The 16897-nt window shown below is 69.3% G+C and carries 14 protein-coding genes; 10 read left to right on the top strand and 4 right to left on the bottom strand.

What is annotated here, in order from left to right:
• Window positions 1-44 precede the first annotated feature (44 nt).
• Complete coding sequence (locus tag ACGRVM_RS14105; RefSeq protein WP_377172597.1) at window positions 45-623, bottom strand: DUF1285 domain-containing protein; 579 nt, start codon at window positions 621-623, stop codon at window positions 45-47.
• 67 nt (window positions 624-690) lie between these two features.
• Here ACGRVM_RS14105 and ACGRVM_RS14100 point away from each other — a divergent pair, with 67 nt between their 5' ends.
• Genes ACGRVM_RS14100 through ACGRVM_RS14085 form a run of 4 tightly spaced genes read left to right on the top strand, consistent with a single transcriptional unit; the run spans window position 691 to window position 7392 of the window.
• Window positions 691-1716, top strand: a complete 1026-nt coding sequence (locus tag ACGRVM_RS14100) for an AAA family ATPase (RefSeq protein ID WP_377172598.1) — start codon at window positions 691-693, stop codon at window positions 1714-1716.
• The gene (locus tag ACGRVM_RS14095; protein ID WP_377172599.1) at window positions 1716-2606 is read left to right on the top strand and encodes a DUF58 domain-containing protein; all 891 of its coding nucleotides are present in this window, start codon (window positions 1716-1718) and stop codon (window positions 2604-2606) included. The genes ACGRVM_RS14100 and ACGRVM_RS14095 overlap by 1 nt, the downstream gene beginning before the upstream one ends.
• On the top strand, window positions 2606-5353 hold the full coding sequence (locus tag ACGRVM_RS14090) for a DUF4159 domain-containing protein (protein ID WP_377172600.1): 2748 nt from the start codon (window positions 2606-2608) through the stop codon (window positions 5351-5353). Before ACGRVM_RS14095 ends, ACGRVM_RS14090 begins: the two co-directional genes overlap by 1 nt.
• A complete protein-coding gene (locus ACGRVM_RS14085; protein WP_377172601.1) occupies window positions 5350-7392 on the top strand; it encodes a hypothetical protein in 2043 nt (680 codons plus the stop codon). The genes ACGRVM_RS14090 and ACGRVM_RS14085 overlap by 4 nt, the downstream gene beginning before the upstream one ends.
• A gap of 6 nt (window positions 7393-7398) precedes the next feature.
• On the opposite strand, the gene ACGRVM_RS14080 is transcribed toward ACGRVM_RS14085, so the two are convergent.
• Window positions 7399-7767, bottom strand: a complete 369-nt coding sequence (locus tag ACGRVM_RS14080) for a hypothetical protein (RefSeq protein WP_377172602.1) — start codon at window positions 7765-7767, stop codon at window positions 7399-7401.
• A 111-nt stretch (window positions 7768-7878) separates the two neighbouring features.
• On the opposite strand from ACGRVM_RS14080, the gene ACGRVM_RS14075 reads away from it, so the two are divergent.
• The 6 genes from ACGRVM_RS14075 (at window position 7879) to ACGRVM_RS14050 (ending at window position 14125) form a co-directional block, all read left to right on the top strand.
• Window positions 7879-9318: an FAD-linked oxidase C-terminal domain-containing protein gene (locus ACGRVM_RS14075; RefSeq protein ID WP_377172603.1), complete on the top strand. Its 1440-nt coding sequence runs from the start codon at window positions 7879-7881 to the stop codon at window positions 9316-9318.
• Window positions 9319-9373: 55 nt separating this feature from the next.
• Window positions 9374-10510: an FAD-binding protein gene (locus ACGRVM_RS14070; protein WP_377172680.1), complete on the top strand. Its 1137-nt coding sequence runs from the start codon at window positions 9374-9376 to the stop codon at window positions 10508-10510.
• Window positions 10510-11838, top strand: coding sequence for a glycolate oxidase subunit GlcF (gene glcF / locus ACGRVM_RS14065; protein ID WP_377172604.1), 1329 nt, complete (start codon window positions 10510-10512; stop codon window positions 11836-11838). Before ACGRVM_RS14070 ends, glcF begins: the two co-directional genes overlap by 1 nt.
• 62 nt (window positions 11839-11900) lie before the next feature.
• Entirely contained in the window at window positions 11901-12719 is an 819-nt protein-coding gene (locus ACGRVM_RS14060; RefSeq protein ID WP_377172605.1) for a trypsin-like serine peptidase, read from the top strand.
• Window positions 12716-13522, top strand: a complete 807-nt coding sequence (locus tag ACGRVM_RS14055; protein WP_377172606.1) for a trypsin-like serine peptidase — start codon at window positions 12716-12718, stop codon at window positions 13520-13522. The genes ACGRVM_RS14060 and ACGRVM_RS14055 overlap by 4 nt, the downstream gene beginning before the upstream one ends.
• Window positions 13523-13657: 135 nt before the next feature.
• Window positions 13658-14125, top strand: a complete 468-nt coding sequence (locus ACGRVM_RS14050) for an Hsp20 family protein (protein ID WP_377172607.1) — start codon at window positions 13658-13660, stop codon at window positions 14123-14125.
• Between the two features lie 65 nt (window positions 14126-14190).
• Here the strand turns inward: ACGRVM_RS14050 and ACGRVM_RS14045 are convergent, their stop codons facing one another.
• Window positions 14191-15660: an NAD-dependent succinate-semialdehyde dehydrogenase gene (locus tag ACGRVM_RS14045; protein ID WP_377172608.1), complete on the bottom strand. Its 1470-nt coding sequence runs from the start codon at window positions 15658-15660 to the stop codon at window positions 14191-14193.
• Between the two features lie 164 nt (window positions 15661-15824).
• Complete coding sequence (locus tag ACGRVM_RS14040) at window positions 15825-16844, bottom strand: P1 family peptidase (RefSeq protein WP_394624062.1); 1020 nt, start codon at window positions 16842-16844, stop codon at window positions 15825-15827.
• Window positions 16845-16897: the final 53 nt, after the last annotated feature.

Here is a 16897-nt window from a genome sequence, read left to right as displayed (position 1 = left end):
AACCGCGATTCGGGGATAAGTCCAGTCCGGCGTCGCGCCGAGGCTCAGGGCAGCTCCTCGGAGGGGATGAAGCCGAAGAACGCGCCCTGCGACCAAAGACCGAACCAGCCATCGTGATGCGCGCCGATATCCACCAGCCGGTAGAAGGATTTGCGGTCGATCAGCGCCTCGAGATCATGACGGACGAGAACATAGGGCGAAGGCTCGCCCGTCTCGGGATCGCGCACGACGCGGATCGGCGCATCGGGGCCTGCGGTCACGCTGTCGTCGACATTGGTGTGGAACGTCAGGCGCTGCTCGCGCCCCTCGCCATGCACGTCGAAATCGACCGCCACGAAGGGCGCGTCCTCGACAATGATGCCCACCTTCTCGACCGGAGTGACGAGGAAATACTTGCCCTCGTCGCGCCGCAGGATGGTCGAGAAAAGCCGCACGAGGCCGGGGCGCCCGATGGGCGTGCCCTGGTAGAACCACGTGCCATCGCGCGCGATGCGCATGTCCAGATCGCCGCAGAAGGGCGGGTTCCAGTCATGCACGGGCGGGATCTTGCGGCCCTTGGAGGCGGCCCGCGCCGAGGCGGCGATGCCCTCCGCTGACGGGGACGTGATCGGATGATCGCTCATTGCTTTTGCCATTTTCGTCATGCGCTATACACTCCTTGAAGGATATAGCCCAAGCCGGAGAATTTCCATGCAGGACAGCGCCGAAACCACCCATGGCGATCTCGTCGCCGGTATTGATGCGCTGCAATCGCGGCTGGCCGAGGCCCGCGCGCAGGTCGCGCGGCGCTTCATCGGACAGGAGCGCGTGGTGGACCTGTCGCTCGCCGCCCTTCTGAGCGGCGGACATGGTTTGCTGGTCGGCCTGCCCGGCCTCGGCAAGACGCGGCTCGTCGAGACGCTGGGCGTCGTGATGGGGCTCGGGACCAACCGCGTGCAGTTCACGCCCGATCTGATGCCCGCCGACATTCTGGGCAGCGAGGTGCTCGAGACGGGCGCCGATGGCAGCCGCGCGTTCAAGTTCATCGAGGGGCCGATCTTCTGCCAGCTTCTGATGGCCGACGAGATCAACCGCGCCAGCCCGCGCACGCAATCGGCCCTCCTTCAGGCCATGCAGGAGCGGCAAGTAACCGTCGCGGGCGAGAACCGGCCCCTCGAGGCGCCGTTTCACGTTCTCGCCACGCAGAACCCGATCGAGCAGGAAGGCACCTATCCGCTCCCCGAGGCGCAGCTCGACCGGTTTCTCGTGCAGATCGACGTGCCCTATCCCGACCGCGCCGCCGAGCGCGACATCCTTCTGGCCACGACCGGCGCCGCCGAGGCCGCGGCCGAGCCTGTCTTCACCGCGCCCGAGCTGATCGCGGCGCAGGCGCTCTTGCGGCGTATGCCGGTGGGCGAGGGGATCATGGACATGATCCTCGATCTCGTGCGCGCCTTCCGCCCGGATCAGCCGGGCGCCTCCGCGCGCGTTCAGCACAGCGTCGCCTGGGGCCCCGGCCCGCGGGCCGCGCAGGCGTTGATGCTCACCGTGCGGGCGCGCGCGCTCCTCCAGGGGCGTCTTGCACCCAGCGCCGAGGACGTGGCGGAAATGGCGCAGCCGGTGCTGATCCACCGCATGGCGCTGACCTTCGCGGCGCGGGCGCGCGGCGACACGCTGGCGGCGCTCATCGAGGATACGCTGGCCGATCTGGGCCACACGCGCGCCGCCGCCGCGTGATGGAAACCGCCGCCCTTCCTGCCGCAGACCTGCGCCGCCGCGCCGAGGCAGAGGCCGCACGCCTGCCCGCGCTGCTGGCGCGGGCGACGCGGCTCGCGGGGGCGGTGCAGATGGGCGAGCACGGGCGCCGCCGCTCGGGTGTCGGGGATGACTTCTGGCAATACCGCCCGGTCCGGGAAGGCGATCAGCGCCGCCAGATCGACTGGCGCCGCTCGGCGCGCTCGGACGCGGAATATGTACGCGAGCGCGAATGGCAGATCGCGCAGACGGTGATGCTCTGGGTTGACGGCGCCGCCTCCATGCGGTTCGCTTCCGAGCCGCGCTTGCCCGAAAAGGCGGATCGCGCGCAGCTTCTCGCGCTCGCGGCGGCCATCGTGCTCGACCGGGGCGGCGAGCGCGTGGGCCTTGCGGGTCACGCCTTGCCGCCGCGTCGCGGCTCGGCCCAGATCGCGCGGCTGGCGGGTCTGCTGACGTCGCACGCGGCGGGCGCCGATTACGGCGCGCCCGACATGCGGGGCATCCCCCCGAAGGCGCGCGCGCTTTTCCTCTCGGATTTTTTCGGCGATATCGAGGCCATCCAGTCGGCCGTGGGCGCGGCCGCCGATCGCGGCGTGGGCGGCGTTCTCTTTCAGGTGCTCGATCCCGCCGAGGAAAGCTTTCCCTATCGCGGCCGCGCGATCTTCGAGTCGGTCGGCGGTACCTTGGCGCATGAGACGCTGAAGGCGAACGATCTGCGCGCGCGCTATCTCGAGCGTCTGGCCGAACGCAAGGATGCGCTGCGGCGCATCTGCCGCCGCACGGGCTGGGAATATGCCTGTCATCACACGGATGCCAGCCCGCAGGCGGCGCTCTTGCAGCTCTACCGCCTTCTGGGCGAGGGGGCGCGCTGATGCTCGGCGCCATCGGGTTCACCGCGCCGTGGCTTCTGACGGCGCTGGCGCTTCTGCCGGTGCTCTGGGTGCTGTTGCGCGCCGTGCCGCCCGCACCGGTGCGCCGCCGATTTCCGGGCGTTGCGCTGCTTCTGGGGCTGCGGGACGAGGACAGCACGGCGGACCGCACGCCCTGGTGGCTCCTCCTGCTGCGGATGCTGGCGCTGGCCGCGCTGATCGTGGGGCTTGCGGGGCCGGTGCTGAACCCAAGGGACGAGGCCGCGGCGCGGGGTGATCGCCCGCTTCTGGTGGTGCTCGACGCAAGCTGGGCCTCCGCCCGCGACGACCGCGCCGCCAAGGCGCTCCTCGACGGGGTGCTGGCCGAAGCGGGGCGCGACGGGCGCACGGCCTCAATTCTCGAGCTGACGGCGCCCGAAGCGCCCGTCTTTCAATCCGCCGATGCGTGGCGCAGCCGTCTCGGCGGCCTCGATCCGGCGCCGTTCCCGCCCTCCGCCGATGCGATGGAGCGGGCGTCCGCGCTCCTGCCCGAAGAGCGGTTCGACACGCTCTGGCTCTCGGACGGGCTGGCGCGCGATGGCCGCGAGGCGCTTCTTGAGGCGCTCGAAGCGCGTGGATCGGTCACGATCCGCGAAGGCGCGGCACCGCTTCTCGCGCTCCTGCCCCCGACGAATGCCGACGGCGCTCTGGAGCTGACCGTGCGCCGCCTTGCGCCCGGCACGGCGCGCGAGGTCGACATCCTCGCGCATGGCCGCGATCCTTCGGGCGCGCCGCGCATCCTGGCGACGCTGCCCGTCAGCTTCGAGGACGGCGCGCGCGAGGCCAAGGGCGCTCTCAGCCTTCCCGCCGAGCTGCGCGCCCGTGTCAGCCGGTTCGAGATCGCGGGGCAGGGTCATGCCGGCGCGGTGCAGCTTGTCGGCGATGCGCTGGGCAGGCGCGAGGTCGCGCTGATCGCGGGACGCGACGAGCGCGAAGGGCTCGAGCTGCTGTCGCCTCTGCACTATCTCGAGCGGGCGCTGCGTCCGACCGCCGATCTTCTCGGCGGGGCTCTGATGGATGTGCTGCCCGCCAATCCCGACGCGATCGTTCTGGCCGATGTGGCCACGCTCTCGCCCGACGAGGCGGAGGGGCTGCAAAGCTGGGCCGAGGAGGGCGGCACGCTGGTGCGTTTCGCCGGTCCGCGCCTTGCCGCGAGCGATGTGTCGCGCCGCGCCGAGGATCCGCTCATGCCCGTGCGGCTGCGCGCCGGAGGCCGCAGCGTCGGCGGCGCGATGAGCTGGGGCGCGCCCAAGGCGCTCGCACCCTTCGCCGAGGATAGCCCCTTCGCCGGGCTGGAGATCCCCGAGGACGTCACCGTCACCTCGCAGGTGATGGCGCAGCCCGACCCGACGCTGGCCGAGCGTGTGATCGCGCAGCTTGGCGACGGCACGCCGCTCGTCACGCGCAAGCGCATCGGTCAGGGGCAGGTCGTGCTTTTCCACGTCACCGCCAATGCCGAATGGAGCAGCCTGCCGCTTTCGGGCCTTTTCGTTCAGATGCTCGAGCGGCTTGCGGTCGGCGATACCGACGGCGTCCCGGCGCCCGAAGAGCTGGCGGGCACGACATGGCAGCCCGCCGAGGTGCTCGACGGGCGCGGCATCCTGCGCAGTGGCGACACCCTGCCGGGCGTCGCGGGCGAGGATCTGCTGACCGCGCCGCTCGGGCCGGACCTGCGCCCGGGTCTCTACGAGGGCGAGGAGCGGCGGATCGCACGCAACGTCATGGCCGCCGATGCCGACCTAAGCGCAATGGAATGGCCCGCCGGCGCCGATGTGATCGGCCTCGAGCGGCAGGAGGAGACGCCGCTCATGGGCTGGCTTCTGGCCGCCGCGCTGTTGATGCTGAGCGCGGACATTCTCGCCTCGCTCGGCCTTTCGGGACGGCTCTTGCCCGTGCGCGGCACCGCGCTCGTGCTGGGTGCGCTGATGCTTGTCCCCGATCCATCCGCCGCGCAGGAGCGCCCTGCGGACGAGCTGGCCGCCGAGGTGACGCTCGCACATGTTCTGACGGGCGAGCGCGCGCTCGACGACATGGCGCGGGCGGGGCTCGAAGGATTGGGCCAGACGCTTTTCTTCCGCACGACGGTCGAGCCCGCCGCGCCCCAGGGCGTCGATCTCGAGACGGACGAGCTCGCCTTTTTTCCGCTTCTCTACTGGCCGATCACGCCGACGCAGGCGATTCCCTCGGATGCCGCCTATGCCAAGCTGAACGCCTACCTGCGCAGTGGCGGCATGATCCTCTTCGACACGCGCGATGCCGATATCGCGGGTTTCGGTGCGTCCTCGCCGAATGGGGCGATGCTGCAACGCCTTGCGGAGCCGCTGGACATTCCGCCCCTCGAGCCGGTGCCGAATGATCACGTGCTGACGCGCGGCTTCTATCTGCTGCAGGATTTCCCGGGTCGGTATTCCGGTCGCCCGGTCTGGGTCGAGGCGTCGCCCGCCGATGCCGAGGCCGCGCCGGGAATGCCCTTCCGCAACCTCAATGACGGGGTGACGCCCGTGGTGATCGGCGGCAATGACTGGGCCGCGGCATGGGCGGTCGATGCCAACGGCAATGCACAGCTGCCGGTCGGGCGCGGCTATTCGGGCGAGCGGCAGCGCGAGATGGCCTACCGTTTCGGCGTCAATCTGGTGATGCATGTGCTGACCGGGAACTACAAATCCGACCAGGTGCATGTGCCCGCACTTCTCGACAGGCTCGGCCAATGACGAGCGTGATCGTCTTCGACCCCGTCCTGCCGATCTGGCTGATCGCGTCCCTCGCCGGGATGGCGCTGGCCGCGCTGGCGCTGGCGGCGTGGCGGGGTCTCTCGGGCTGGGCTCTGCGGGGTCTGGGCGCCGCGCTGATCCTCGCCGCGCTGATGGGGCCGGGCCTCAGCCGCGAGGACCGCGAGGATCTGACCGATATCGCGATCATTGTCGAGGACGCGAGCGCGAGCCAGCAACTCGCCGACCGCGCCGCCATGACGTCCGAGGCTGCCGAGACGCTCGAGGCGCGGCTCGAGGCGCGCGGTGTCGAGGTGCGGCGCGTCCGGGTGGATGACGGCGCCGAGAACAGCGGCACACAGCTCATGACCGCGCTGTCCGATGCGCTGGCGAGCGAGCCGCAGGGCCGCATCGCGGGCATGTTTCTCGTCAGCGACGGGCGGCTTCACGACATCGAGCGCGCGCCGGGCCTGCCCGCGCCGCTGCATCTCGTTCACACGGGGCGCGAGACGGACTGGGACCGCCGCCTCATCGTCGAGGGGGCGCCCGCCTTCGCCATTCTGGACGAGGAGATCACTCTGACGCTGCGCATCGAGGACAGCGGCGCCGCGCCCGGCGACACGGAGGTGCCGCTCGACATCTCCGTCGATGGCGAGACGCCGCAGCGCTATACCGTGCCCGTGGGCCGCCCGATCGAGTTGCCGCTGGCGCTGCCCCATGGCGGGCGCAACGTGCTCGAGTTCGTCACGCCCGAGGGCGAGGGCGAATTGACCGCGCGCAATAATACCGCCCTCGTGCAGATCAACGGCGTGCGCGACCGGCTGCGCGTCCTTCTGGTGTCGGGCGAGCCGCATGCGGGCGGGCGCACATGGCGCAACCTGCTGAAATCGGACAGCGCGGTCGATCTGGTGCATTTCACCATCCTGCGCCCGCCCGAGAAGCAGGACGGCGTGCCGGTGGACGAGTTGAGCCTCATCGCTTTTCCCACGCGCGAGCTTTTCCTCGAGAAGATCGACGATTTCGATCTCATCATCTTCGATCGCTACAAGCGGCGCGGCATCCTGCCCGCACTCTACCTTCAGAACGTGGTCGAGTACGTCGAGAAGGGCGGCGCGGTTCTCTTCGCCGCCGGGCCGGATTTCGCCGGGGCCAACAGCCTCTATCGCTCGCCGCTCGAGGCGATCGTGCCCGCGCGTCCGACCGCCCGCGTCATGAGCGAGGCCTACAGCCCCGAGATCACCGATCTGGGCGAGCGGCATCCCGTCACATCCGGGCTGCGGGACATGCATGATGGGCCGTGGGGCCGCTGGCTGCGCCAGATCGAGGTGGGCGAGCCTGCGGGCGACGTGCTCATGTCGGGGGCCGAGGACGCGCCTCTCCTGATGCTCGACCGCGTGGGCGAGGGCCGCGTGTCGCTTCTGGCGTCGGATCACGCATGGCTCTGGAATCGCGGCTACGAGGGCGGCGGACCGCAGCTCGAATTGCTGCGCCGCCTCGCGCATTGGATGATGAAGGAGCCCGAGCTCGAGGAAGAGGCGCTCTATGCCGAGGCGACGGGCCAGACCATGCGCATCATTCGCCGCAGTCTCGAGGAAGAGGTGGAGGACGTCACCGTCACGGGTCCGGGCGGCTCCGAGGTGACGCTGCCGCTCGAGGAGGTCTCGCCGGGCCGCTTCGAGGCGATCTACGCCGGGCCGGAGATCGGGCTTTATCGCCTGACGAGCGGCGATCAGAGCGCGGTGATCGGCCTCGGTCCCGCGGCGCCGCTCGAGTTCGAGCGGACCATCGCCTCGGGCGAGGCGCTCGCGCCGCTGATCGATGCGACGGGCGGCGGGGTGCGGGCGCTGGAGGAAGGCGTGCCCGCCATCCGCGAGGTGCGCGAGGGGCGTCCGGCGGCGGGGCGCGGCTGGCTCGGGATCACGCCGCGCGGTGCTTATGTCACGCAATCGGTGACGCTGACGCCGCTTCTGCCCGCATGGCTCGTGCTGGCGCTGATCGCGGCGATGGTGACGGGCGCGTGGCTGCGCGAGGGGCGGCGCTGAGGCGGCTCAGAGCGGAATTTCGACCGCGACCGGCTCCTTGGTGGCGGCACCTTTAGAGCAATGCGCGCGAATGAAGACGCGCCGCGTGCCGTCGGGCAGCAGGACCTGCCGAAGACTGCGGGTGAAGGGCTGCTCCTCGACATGTGGATGATGCAGCGTCCGCGTCGCCAGGACCGTTCCGTCCTCGGCGAGCACATCCCAGCCGTTTGCGTAGTGATCCCAGCCGGTATCCTCGTGCCGGATCGTCACGGTGAATTTCCAGCCCATATCGTCGCGCGCGGCTTCGGCGTGCAGGATTTCGGGCGGGCCTGCGAACGCGCCGGAGGCGGCGATCGACATGAAGGCGGCGAGCATGGGGGCAAGAATCGTTTTCATGCATCCTATATAGCGCGCTGCGGCCCATCCGCACGCCCCCCGAAGGCCGGTTTCGCGCATCTTGCACCCGCGATGCGCGCACAATACCGTGAGATGAAGGGAGGATGAGCCATGGACATGCCGTCGCCGAACGCATCTATCGTCGCCGCGAAGGACCGGATCGTCGCCAGATTGCGCGAGGTTCTGCCCGAGGATGCGATCATTTCGGACCCCGCCGAGACCCGCGCCTATGAATGCGACGCGCTCGCGGCCTATAGCTGCGCGCCGCTCCTCGCGCTTCTGCCGCGCAGCACGGAGGAGGTCGCGGCGGCGCTGCGCATCTGTCACGAGATGGGTGTGCCGGTCGTCCCGCGCGGTGCGGGCACGTCGCTTGCGGGCGGCGCGCTGCCGACGGCCGATTGCGTCATCCTCGGCACCGCGCGCCTGACCGAGGTGCACGAGACCGACCTCGCCAGCCGCTTCATCCGCGTCGGCACGGGGCGCACGAACCTGTCGGTCACCGCCGCGGTCGAGGAGGCGGGGTTTTTCTACGCGCCCGATCCGTCGAGCCAGCTCGCCTGCGCCATCGCGGGCAACATCGCGATGAATTCGGGCGGCGCGCATTGCCTCAAATACGGCGTGACCACCAACAATCTTCTGGGCGTCACCTTGGTGCTGATGGACGGCACAGTGACGCAGATCGGCGGCGCGCATCTCGATGCGGGCGGGCTCGATCTTCTGGGGCTGATCTGCGGCAGCGAGGGCCAACTCGGTATCGTGACCGAGGCGACCTTGCGCATCCTGCCCAAGCCCGAGGGCGCGCGCCCGGTACTCATCGGCTATGACAGCAACGAGGTGGCCGGGGCGTGCGTGTCGGACATCATCAAGGCGGGCATCCTGCCCGTCGCCATCGAATTCATGGACCGCCCCATCATCCGCGCGACCGAGGATTACGCCCATGCCGGCTATCCCGATTGCGAGGCGCTACTGATCGTCGAGGTCGAGGGCAGTCCGGCCGAGATCGACGCGCAGCTCGAGATGATCGAAGAGATCGCGCGCCGGCACGATCCTGTCGAGCTGCGCCGCAGCGCCTCGGCCGAGGAATCGGCGCGTATCTGGCTGGGCCGCAAGTCGGCTTTCGGTGCGATGGGGCAAATGGGCGATTACATGTGCCTCGACGGCACGATCCCGGTCAGCCAGCTGCCTTTCGTTCTGCGCCGTATCGGCGAGCTGAGCGACGAGTTCGGGCTGATGGTGGGCAACGTCTTTCATGCAGGGGACGGCAACATGCACCCGCTGATCCTCTATGACGCCAACACGCCCGGGCAGCTCGAGACCTGCGAGGCGCTGGGCGCCGAGATCCTCAAGCTCTGCGTGGAGGCGGGCGGGTGCCTGACCGGCGAGCATGGCGTCGGCATCGAGAAGCGCGATCTGATGAGCTATCAATACGCGCCCGAGGATCTCGAGATCCAGATGGCCGTGAAGGACGTGTTCGATCCGCGCTGGCTGTTGAACCCGGCCAAGGTCTTTCCGCTGGGGGCGAGCGCCGCGCGGCGGATGGCGGCGGAATGAGCGCAGCGCGCCTGCGATGCGCGTGCGAATGAGTGTTTGAGGAAAGATGAGCGTGCTGGAACCCAAGACCGAGGCCGAGCTTGCCGAGGCGATCACCGAGGCGCGCGGACCGCTGCGCATCGTCGGCGGCGGAACGCGCGGCACGGGGCCGGGCGCGGGCGAAGTCCTTTCGACCGCCGGGCTGCGGGGCATCACGCTTTACGAGCCGGGCGCGCTGACGCTGGTCGCGCAGGCGGGAACGCCTCTGGCCGAGATCGAGGCGGCGCTTGCCGAAGAGGGCCAGTCGCTCGCCTTCGAGCCGATGGATCACCGCGCTATTCTTGGCACGTCCGGTACGCCCACCATCGGAGGCGTCGTCGCCGCAAATGTCTCGGGACCGCGCCGGATCGCGGTGGGGGCCTGCCGCGATTTCATGCTTGGTGTGCGCTTCGTCGACGGAGCCGGACGCGTGCTGAAGAATGGCGGGCGCGTGATGAAGAACGTCACGGGCTATGATCTGACCAAGCTCCTGACCGGGAGCCGCGGCACGCTCGGCGTACTGAGCGAGGTGGCGCTCAAGGTTCTGCCCGCGCCGCGCGCCAGCATCACGCTCGCCGCCGAGGGGCTGGAGGACGAGCGCGCGGTGGCCGCGCTATCGGCGGCGCTCGGCTCGCCCTTCGAGGTGTCGGGCGCGGCGCATGTGGCCGTGGGCGCGCCGCGCACGCTCATCCGTCTCGAAGGCTTCGAGGCTTCGGTCGCCTATCGCGCCGAGCGGCTTCGGCATCTGCTGGCGGAGTTGGCGGAGTGGGCGCCGGTCGAGGATGCGGCGACGCTCTGGCGCGGCGTGCGCGACGCGGTGCCGCTTGCGGGCGGCACGGGCGACATCTGGCGCGTCTCGGCCCGTCCGGGCGAGGGGCCGCGCCTCGCCGCCATGTTGCCGGGCACGGATCGCATCTTCGACTGTGGCGGCGGCCTGATATGGCTGCGCCTGCCCGAGGGGTGCGATCTGCGCGGCATTCTGGGGGCGTTCGACGGCCATGCGACCCTCGTGCGCGCGGCGCCCGAGACGATGGCGCGGCTGGGCGCCTTCCCGCCCGCTGCGGCGCCCGTCGCCGCGCTCGAGGCGGGTCTGCGTGCGCGTTTCGATCCGCGCGGTCTTCTCAACCAAGGGCTGATGGCGCCGGCGCCGGCCCAAGCGGCAGGAGGCGCCTGATGCAGACGTATTTCACGCCCGAGCAACTGAGCGATCCCGACATCGAGCGATCGAACCAGATCCTGCGCGCTTGCGTGCATTGCGGCTTCTGCACCGCGACCTGCCCGACCTATCAGGTGCTGGGCGACGAACTCGACAGCCCGCGCGGGCGCATCTACCTCATCAAGGACATGCTCGAGAACGAGCGGGTGCCGGATGCCAAGACGGTCAAGCATATCGACCGCTGCCTTTCCTGCCTCGCCTGCATGACGACCTGCCCGTCGGGGGTGCATTACATGCATCTGGTGGATCATGCCCGCGCCTATATCGACCGGAATTACACGCGCCCCTGGCATGATCGGGCGCTGCGCTGGGTGCTGGCGCGCATCCTGCCCTATCCGGGGCGGTTCCGTCTGGCCCTCCTGGGGGCCAAGATCGGGCGGCCCTTCGCGCGGCTCATGCCCGATGCGCGGCTGCGCGCGATGCTCGAAATGGCGCCGAAGCGCATCCCGCCGGTCAGCCGCAACGACGATCCGCAGACGCACAAGGCGCGCGCGCCGCGCCGCAAGCGCGTCGCGCTCATGACGGGCTGCGCGCAGAAGGCGCTCAACACCGATATCAACGATGCGACGATCCGGCTGCTGACGCGGCTCGGCTGCGACGTGGTGGTGGCCAAAGGCGCGGGCTGCTGCGGCGCGCTCGTGCATCACATGGGCAAGACGGAGGAAAGCCACGAAGCCGCCGCCGCCAATATCCGCGCCTGGCGCGCCGAGATGGAGGCGGGCGGGCTGGATGCGATCGTCATCAACACATCCGGGTGCGGCACGACGGTCAAGGATTACGGGCATATGTTCCGCAACGATGCGCTTGCCGGGGATGCAGCGCGCGTGTCGGAAATCGCGATGGATGTGAGCGAGCTTCTGATGCAGCTCGACCTGCCCGAAGCCGCGCCGCAGGAGCTGACGGTCGCCTATCACGCCGCCTGTTCGCTCCAGCATGGCCAGCAGATCAAGACCTATCCGAAGGACCTGCTGCGCCGCGCGGGATTCGAGGTGGTCGAGCCTGCGGAGAGCCACCTTTGCTGCGGTTCCGCCGGCACCTACAACCTCATGCAGCCCGCGATTTCCAAACAGCTCAAGGCGCGCAAGGTGGCGGCGATCGAGGCGCGCGCGCCCGACGTGATCGCCGCCGGAAACATCGGCTGCATGATGCAGATCGGGAGCGGTACGGACATTCCCATCGTGCACACGGTCGAGCTTCTGGACTGGGCGACGGGCGGGCCGATCCCGCCCGCGCTGAGCGACGCGCAGCGCGTGCCGGATCTGCGCCGCGCGGTGCAGGACGCCTAACTTTCGCCCCAAATCCGGGGTAGTCTGAAAGCCGACTCTTCTCGTCACGGTCGGAGACCCTCATGCTGCGCACCTTGCTGACCGCCCTCGCCGCGGGCCTGATGTCGGGCGTTCTGGCGATGCCGTCCGGTGCCGGGGAAAGCGCGCTCAAGCGGCTCGATACCGGCGATGACGGGCGCGGTTGGGAGGCGGTAGGCCGTCTCGAGCTGGCCGGGCGGGGCTTTTGCACTGGGGCGCTGATCGCGCCCGATCTGGTGCTGACGGCGGCGCATTGCCTGTTCGACAGCGATACCGGACAGCGACTCGACCATGAGAAGATCGAATTTCTGGCCGGTTGGCGCAACGGGCGCGCCTCGGCCTATCGCTTCGTGCGCCGCGCGGTCGTGCATCCGAGCTATGTCCAGAAAGGCGAGGTCGCGGCCGAGCGGGTGCGCAACGACGTCGCGTTGCTCGAGCTGCGTCACCCCATCCGCAACGCGCGCGTCGCGCCCTTCGCCACGGATGCGCGTCCCGAGCCGGGCCAGCGCATCGGCGTCGTGAGCTATGCGCGCGGGCGGGCCGAGGCGCCGTCGCTTCAGGAGGTTTGCGACGTGATCGCCCGGCAGGAGGGCGTTCTCGTCATGTCCTGCGACGTCGATTTCGGCAGCTCCGGCGCACCGATCTTCACCTTCGACGGGGGCGCCCCCCGTGTCGTGTCGGTGGTCTCGGCCATGGCCGAGGTCGATGGGCGCAAGGTGTCGCTCGGCACGCAGCTGCAACTGCCGCTCGAGGTGCTGCGGGCAGAGCTTGCCGCCGGGATGGGCGGCAGCGGGGGCAGCGGCCCCACGATGGCCGAGGTGGGCGAGGTGCGCGAGACGGGCGCCAAGTTCGCCAAGCCATGAGGGGCGCGGCCCGCATCCTGGCGTTCGGCGCCGCGATCATTGCGCTGGGCCTTCCGGCCTTTTCGGGCAGCAGCCTGATTCGCCTGACGGACCGCGAGGATCTCTTCGGCTGGGAAGCGGTCGGCCGGCTCGATCTCGAGGGCAAGGGCTATTGCAGCGGCGCGCTGATCGCGCCCGATCTCGTGCTGACGGCGGCGCATTGCGTCTATGACGACGCGGGCGCGCCGCTCGCACCCGAAAGCATCACCTACCGCGCCGGTCTGCGCGACGGCGTCTTCATCGCCGAGAGCGGCGTGGAGCGGATCGCGGCGCATGAGGGCTATGTCCCGGCGCAGCGCCTGACCGGCGAGATGATCCGCCACGATGCCGCGCTTCTGCAATTGGCGGCGCCGATTCCCGCCGCCGTGGCAAGCCCCTTCGCGCTTGCGGGCATCCGCGCCGAGGCCGGCCAGACCGTCAGCGTGGTGAGCTACGGACAGGGGCGGGACGCCGCGCTTTCGTGGCAGCGCGAATGCGCGGTGACGGCGGCGGGGCAGGGCGTGATGGCCTTCGATTGCGACGTGACCTTCGGCAGCTCGGGCGCACCGGTCTTCGCGCGGGGGCGGGGCCAGCGGGCTCGGATCGTCTCGGTGATCTCGGCGGGCTCGTCCGATACCGCCTACGGGATGGAGTTGCCGAGGCTCGTCGAAGAGCTCAAGCGCGATCTGCGCGCGGCGGGCAGCATGCCGAAACGCATCGGCGACGGGTTCGGAGGCACCGCCCTCGGCGGCACCGCGTCGGGCGCAAAATTCGCCAAGCCGTGAGCCGTGCGCCGGGACTTGAAACCGGGCGCACCCCTTCCCAGATATCTCTCGCCGGACGCCTCACGGGTCCGTGCAGGCCGCCTGTCCCGGTTCGGGAAGGCACACATAATGGTATCGCTCAATGGAGGATGACCCATGCGAAACTTCGATCTGGCCCCGCTTTATCGGGCCACTGTCGGTTTTGACCAGATCGCGGACATGATGGACCGCGTGCTGACGGCGGATACGCCGCAACCGACCTATCCCCCCTACAATATCGAGAAGACCGGCGAGGATGCGTGGCGCATTTCCGTCGCGGTCGCGGGCTTTGCCGAGGACGATCTTTCGGTTGAGCTGCGCGAGGGCGCGCTGATCGTGTCGGCCCGCAAGGCGGATGACGGGCAGGAGCGCACCTATCTGCATCGCGGCATCGCCACCCGCGCGTTCGAGCGGCGCTTCCACCTCGCCGATCATGTCCGCGCGACCGGCGCGACCCATGCGGACGGCATGCTGCATATCGATCTGGTGCGCGAAGTGCCCGAGGCGCTCAAGCCGCGCCGGATCGCGATCGAGAGCCGCAAGAGCCGCGACGAGGATGTCGTCGAGGCGAAATCCGTAAACTGAGACGCGAGCGCCCCGCCGGAGACCCGGCGGGGCGCATTGCCGTCCTACGCTGCGCGGTCTGAAAATCAGACCGACAGGCAGATGTATTTCATCTCGAGATAATCCTCGATGCCGTGATGGCTGCCTTCGCGGCCAAGGCCCGATTGCTTGACGCCGCCGAAGGGCGCGAGCTCGGTCGAGATGATGCCCGTGTTCACGCCCACGATCCCGTATTCCAGCGCCTCGGCCACCTTGTAGACCCGGCTCAGATCCTTCGCGTAGAAGTAGCTGGCGAGGCCGAAGATCGTGTCGTTCGCCATCGCGATCACGTCATCCACATCGTCGAACTTGAAGAGCGGGGCCAGCGGTCCGAAGGTCTCGTCCGTGGCGACCTGCATGTCCTGCGTGGCGCCGGTGAGGATGGTGGGGGGAAGGAAATTGCCCTCGCGCTGCGCGGGCTCCCCGCCGCCCAGAATGACCTTGGCGCCCTTCGAGGTGGCGTCCGCCACATGTTCCTGCACCTTGGTGATCGCGTCCTTGTTGATGAGCGGGCCGAGGTTCACGCCCTCTTCCATGCCGTCGCCCATCTTCAGCTTCTCGACCGCCGCCTTCAGCTTCTCGGCGAAGGCGTCATAGACACCGGCCTGCACGTAGATGCGGTTGGCGCAGACGCAGGTCTGGCCGTTGTTGCGGAACTTGCACATGATGGCGCCCTCGACGGCGGCATCGAGATCGGCATCGTCGAACACGATGAAGGGCGCGTTGCCGCCCAGCTCCATCGAGCATTTCATGACCTGATCGGCGGCCTGGCGCAGCAGGATGCGGCCCACCTCGGTCGAGCCGGTGAAGGTCAGCTTGCGCACGGCGGGATTCTCGCAGAATTCCTTGCCGATGTCGGAGGAGCGCGAGGAGGTCACGATGTTGAAGACGCCCGCGGGAATGCCCGCGCGCTCGGCCAGCACACCGAGCGCCGTGGCGCTCAGCGGCGTTTCGGCGGCGGGGCGTCCGACGAAGGCGCAGCCCGCGGCCAGCGCGGGCGCGGCCTTGCGGGTGATCATCGCGTTGGGGAAGTTCCAGGGCGTGATCGACGCGGCGACGCCAATGGGCTGCTTGATGACCATGATGCGCTTGTCGCGCTGGTGGCCGGGGATCGTCTCGCCATAGACGCGCTTGGCCTCTTCGCCGAAGAATTCGACGAAGGACGCGCCATAGGCGATCTCGCCCTTGGCCTCGGCCAGCGGCTTGCCCTGCTCGGCGGTCATGATCTTGCCGAGATCCTCCTGGTTCTCCATCATCAGATCGAACCATTTGCGCAGCACGGTGGCGCGCTCCTTGCCGGTCCACTTGGCCCATTCCTTCTGCGCGGCCTCGGCGGCGGCGATGGCCTTGGCGACCTGATCGCGGCTGAGATCGGCGACCTGCGCGATGACGTCGCCGCGCGCGGGGTTCGTCACATCGAAGGTCTTGTCGCCCGAAACCCATTCGCCGTTCACATAGGCCTTCTCGGCCAGCAGGCTGGGATCCTTCAGCAGGGATTTGAGATTGGTCTCGCTCATGGCATCGTCCTCCTTTTTGCGGTTGCCGCAAGGCAAACCACCTTGCGCGGACATTGTCCAGATGCAGGCAGCCCCGGCCGGGTGCCCATAGGCACGGGTTATCGCTCGATCCGTGGACGGGGCTTCGCATCATCAACGCGGGTCGGCGTCAGCGGGATCCGGGCTCAGGCACCGGCCCTGCCATGACGATCCTGCCAGCAGGGGAGCGGATCGCCCGGCGCAGGGCGGGCCAGCCAGACCGCCCGCGCGATGGCCCGCGCAAGGCAGATGGATGCGGCATGGCCCAAAAGCATAACGTCGCGCGCGCCGTCGATGGGACGCGCCCCGGTGCTCGCGGCGAAGACGAGATCGCCGTCCATCGGCGTGTGCGACGGCAGCAAGGCGCGGGCCATGCCGTCATGCGAGGCCGTGGCGAGACGGGTGCATTGCGCCTGATCGAGCGCCGCGTCCGTCGCGACGATGGCAATGGTGGTGTTGCCGCCGTCCATCTTGGTGCGCGGCGTGTGCACGTCGCCATGTTCCCGCGCCGCGCCCAGACCGCCGAATTCGCCCCCGATCTCGAAGGGCGCCGCCCAGAAATGCGGCCCGCCGCCGACGGTTGCCGAGCCGAGCGCGTTGACCGCCACGATCGCGCCGACCGTGTGTCCCGAGGGGAGCACATAGGAGGCCGAGCCGAGCCCGCCCTTGAGATCCGCCGTCAGCGCGCCCGTGCCCGCGCCGCTGCTGCCCAGATCGAAATCGGGTCCGCATGCGTTTAAAGCTTCGCGCCCGAGGCGTTTATAGGGGTTCTCGGTCCAGTCCTTGTCGCCGCCGTTCAGGAGATCGAAGAGAATCGCGCCCGGCACGATGGGCACCCGCGCCGGCCCCACGGCGAAGCCGCGCCCCATCGCCGCGAGCGCATCGGCGACGCCCGACGCCGCATCGAGCCCGAAGGCCGATCCGCCCGACAGAACCAGCGCATCCACCTGCTGCACCGTCCGGTCGGGTGCCAGAAGATCCGTCTCGCGCGTGCCGGGGGCGCCGCCCATAACATGCACGCCGCAGGTGAAGGGCGCCTCGGCCGTCAGTACCGTCACGCCTGTCCTGATGCCCGCATCCGAGGCATTGCCGACGCGCAGCCCAGCGACATCGGTGATCAGATTGAGCGGGCCGGGAGAGCCGTGAGAGCTTTGCGCGCGGGTCATGCGAAACATCTTGCCAGAATGCGCGGGATCGGCAAGAACAGCCTCAGCCGGAG

It is taken from the genome of Roseovarius aquimarinus, assembly GCF_043661195.1.
Taxonomy (GTDB): Bacteria; Pseudomonadota; Alphaproteobacteria; order Rhodobacterales; family Rhodobacteraceae; genus Roseovarius; species Roseovarius aquimarinus.
This window is presented reverse-complemented; position numbering and strand designations above follow the sequence as displayed.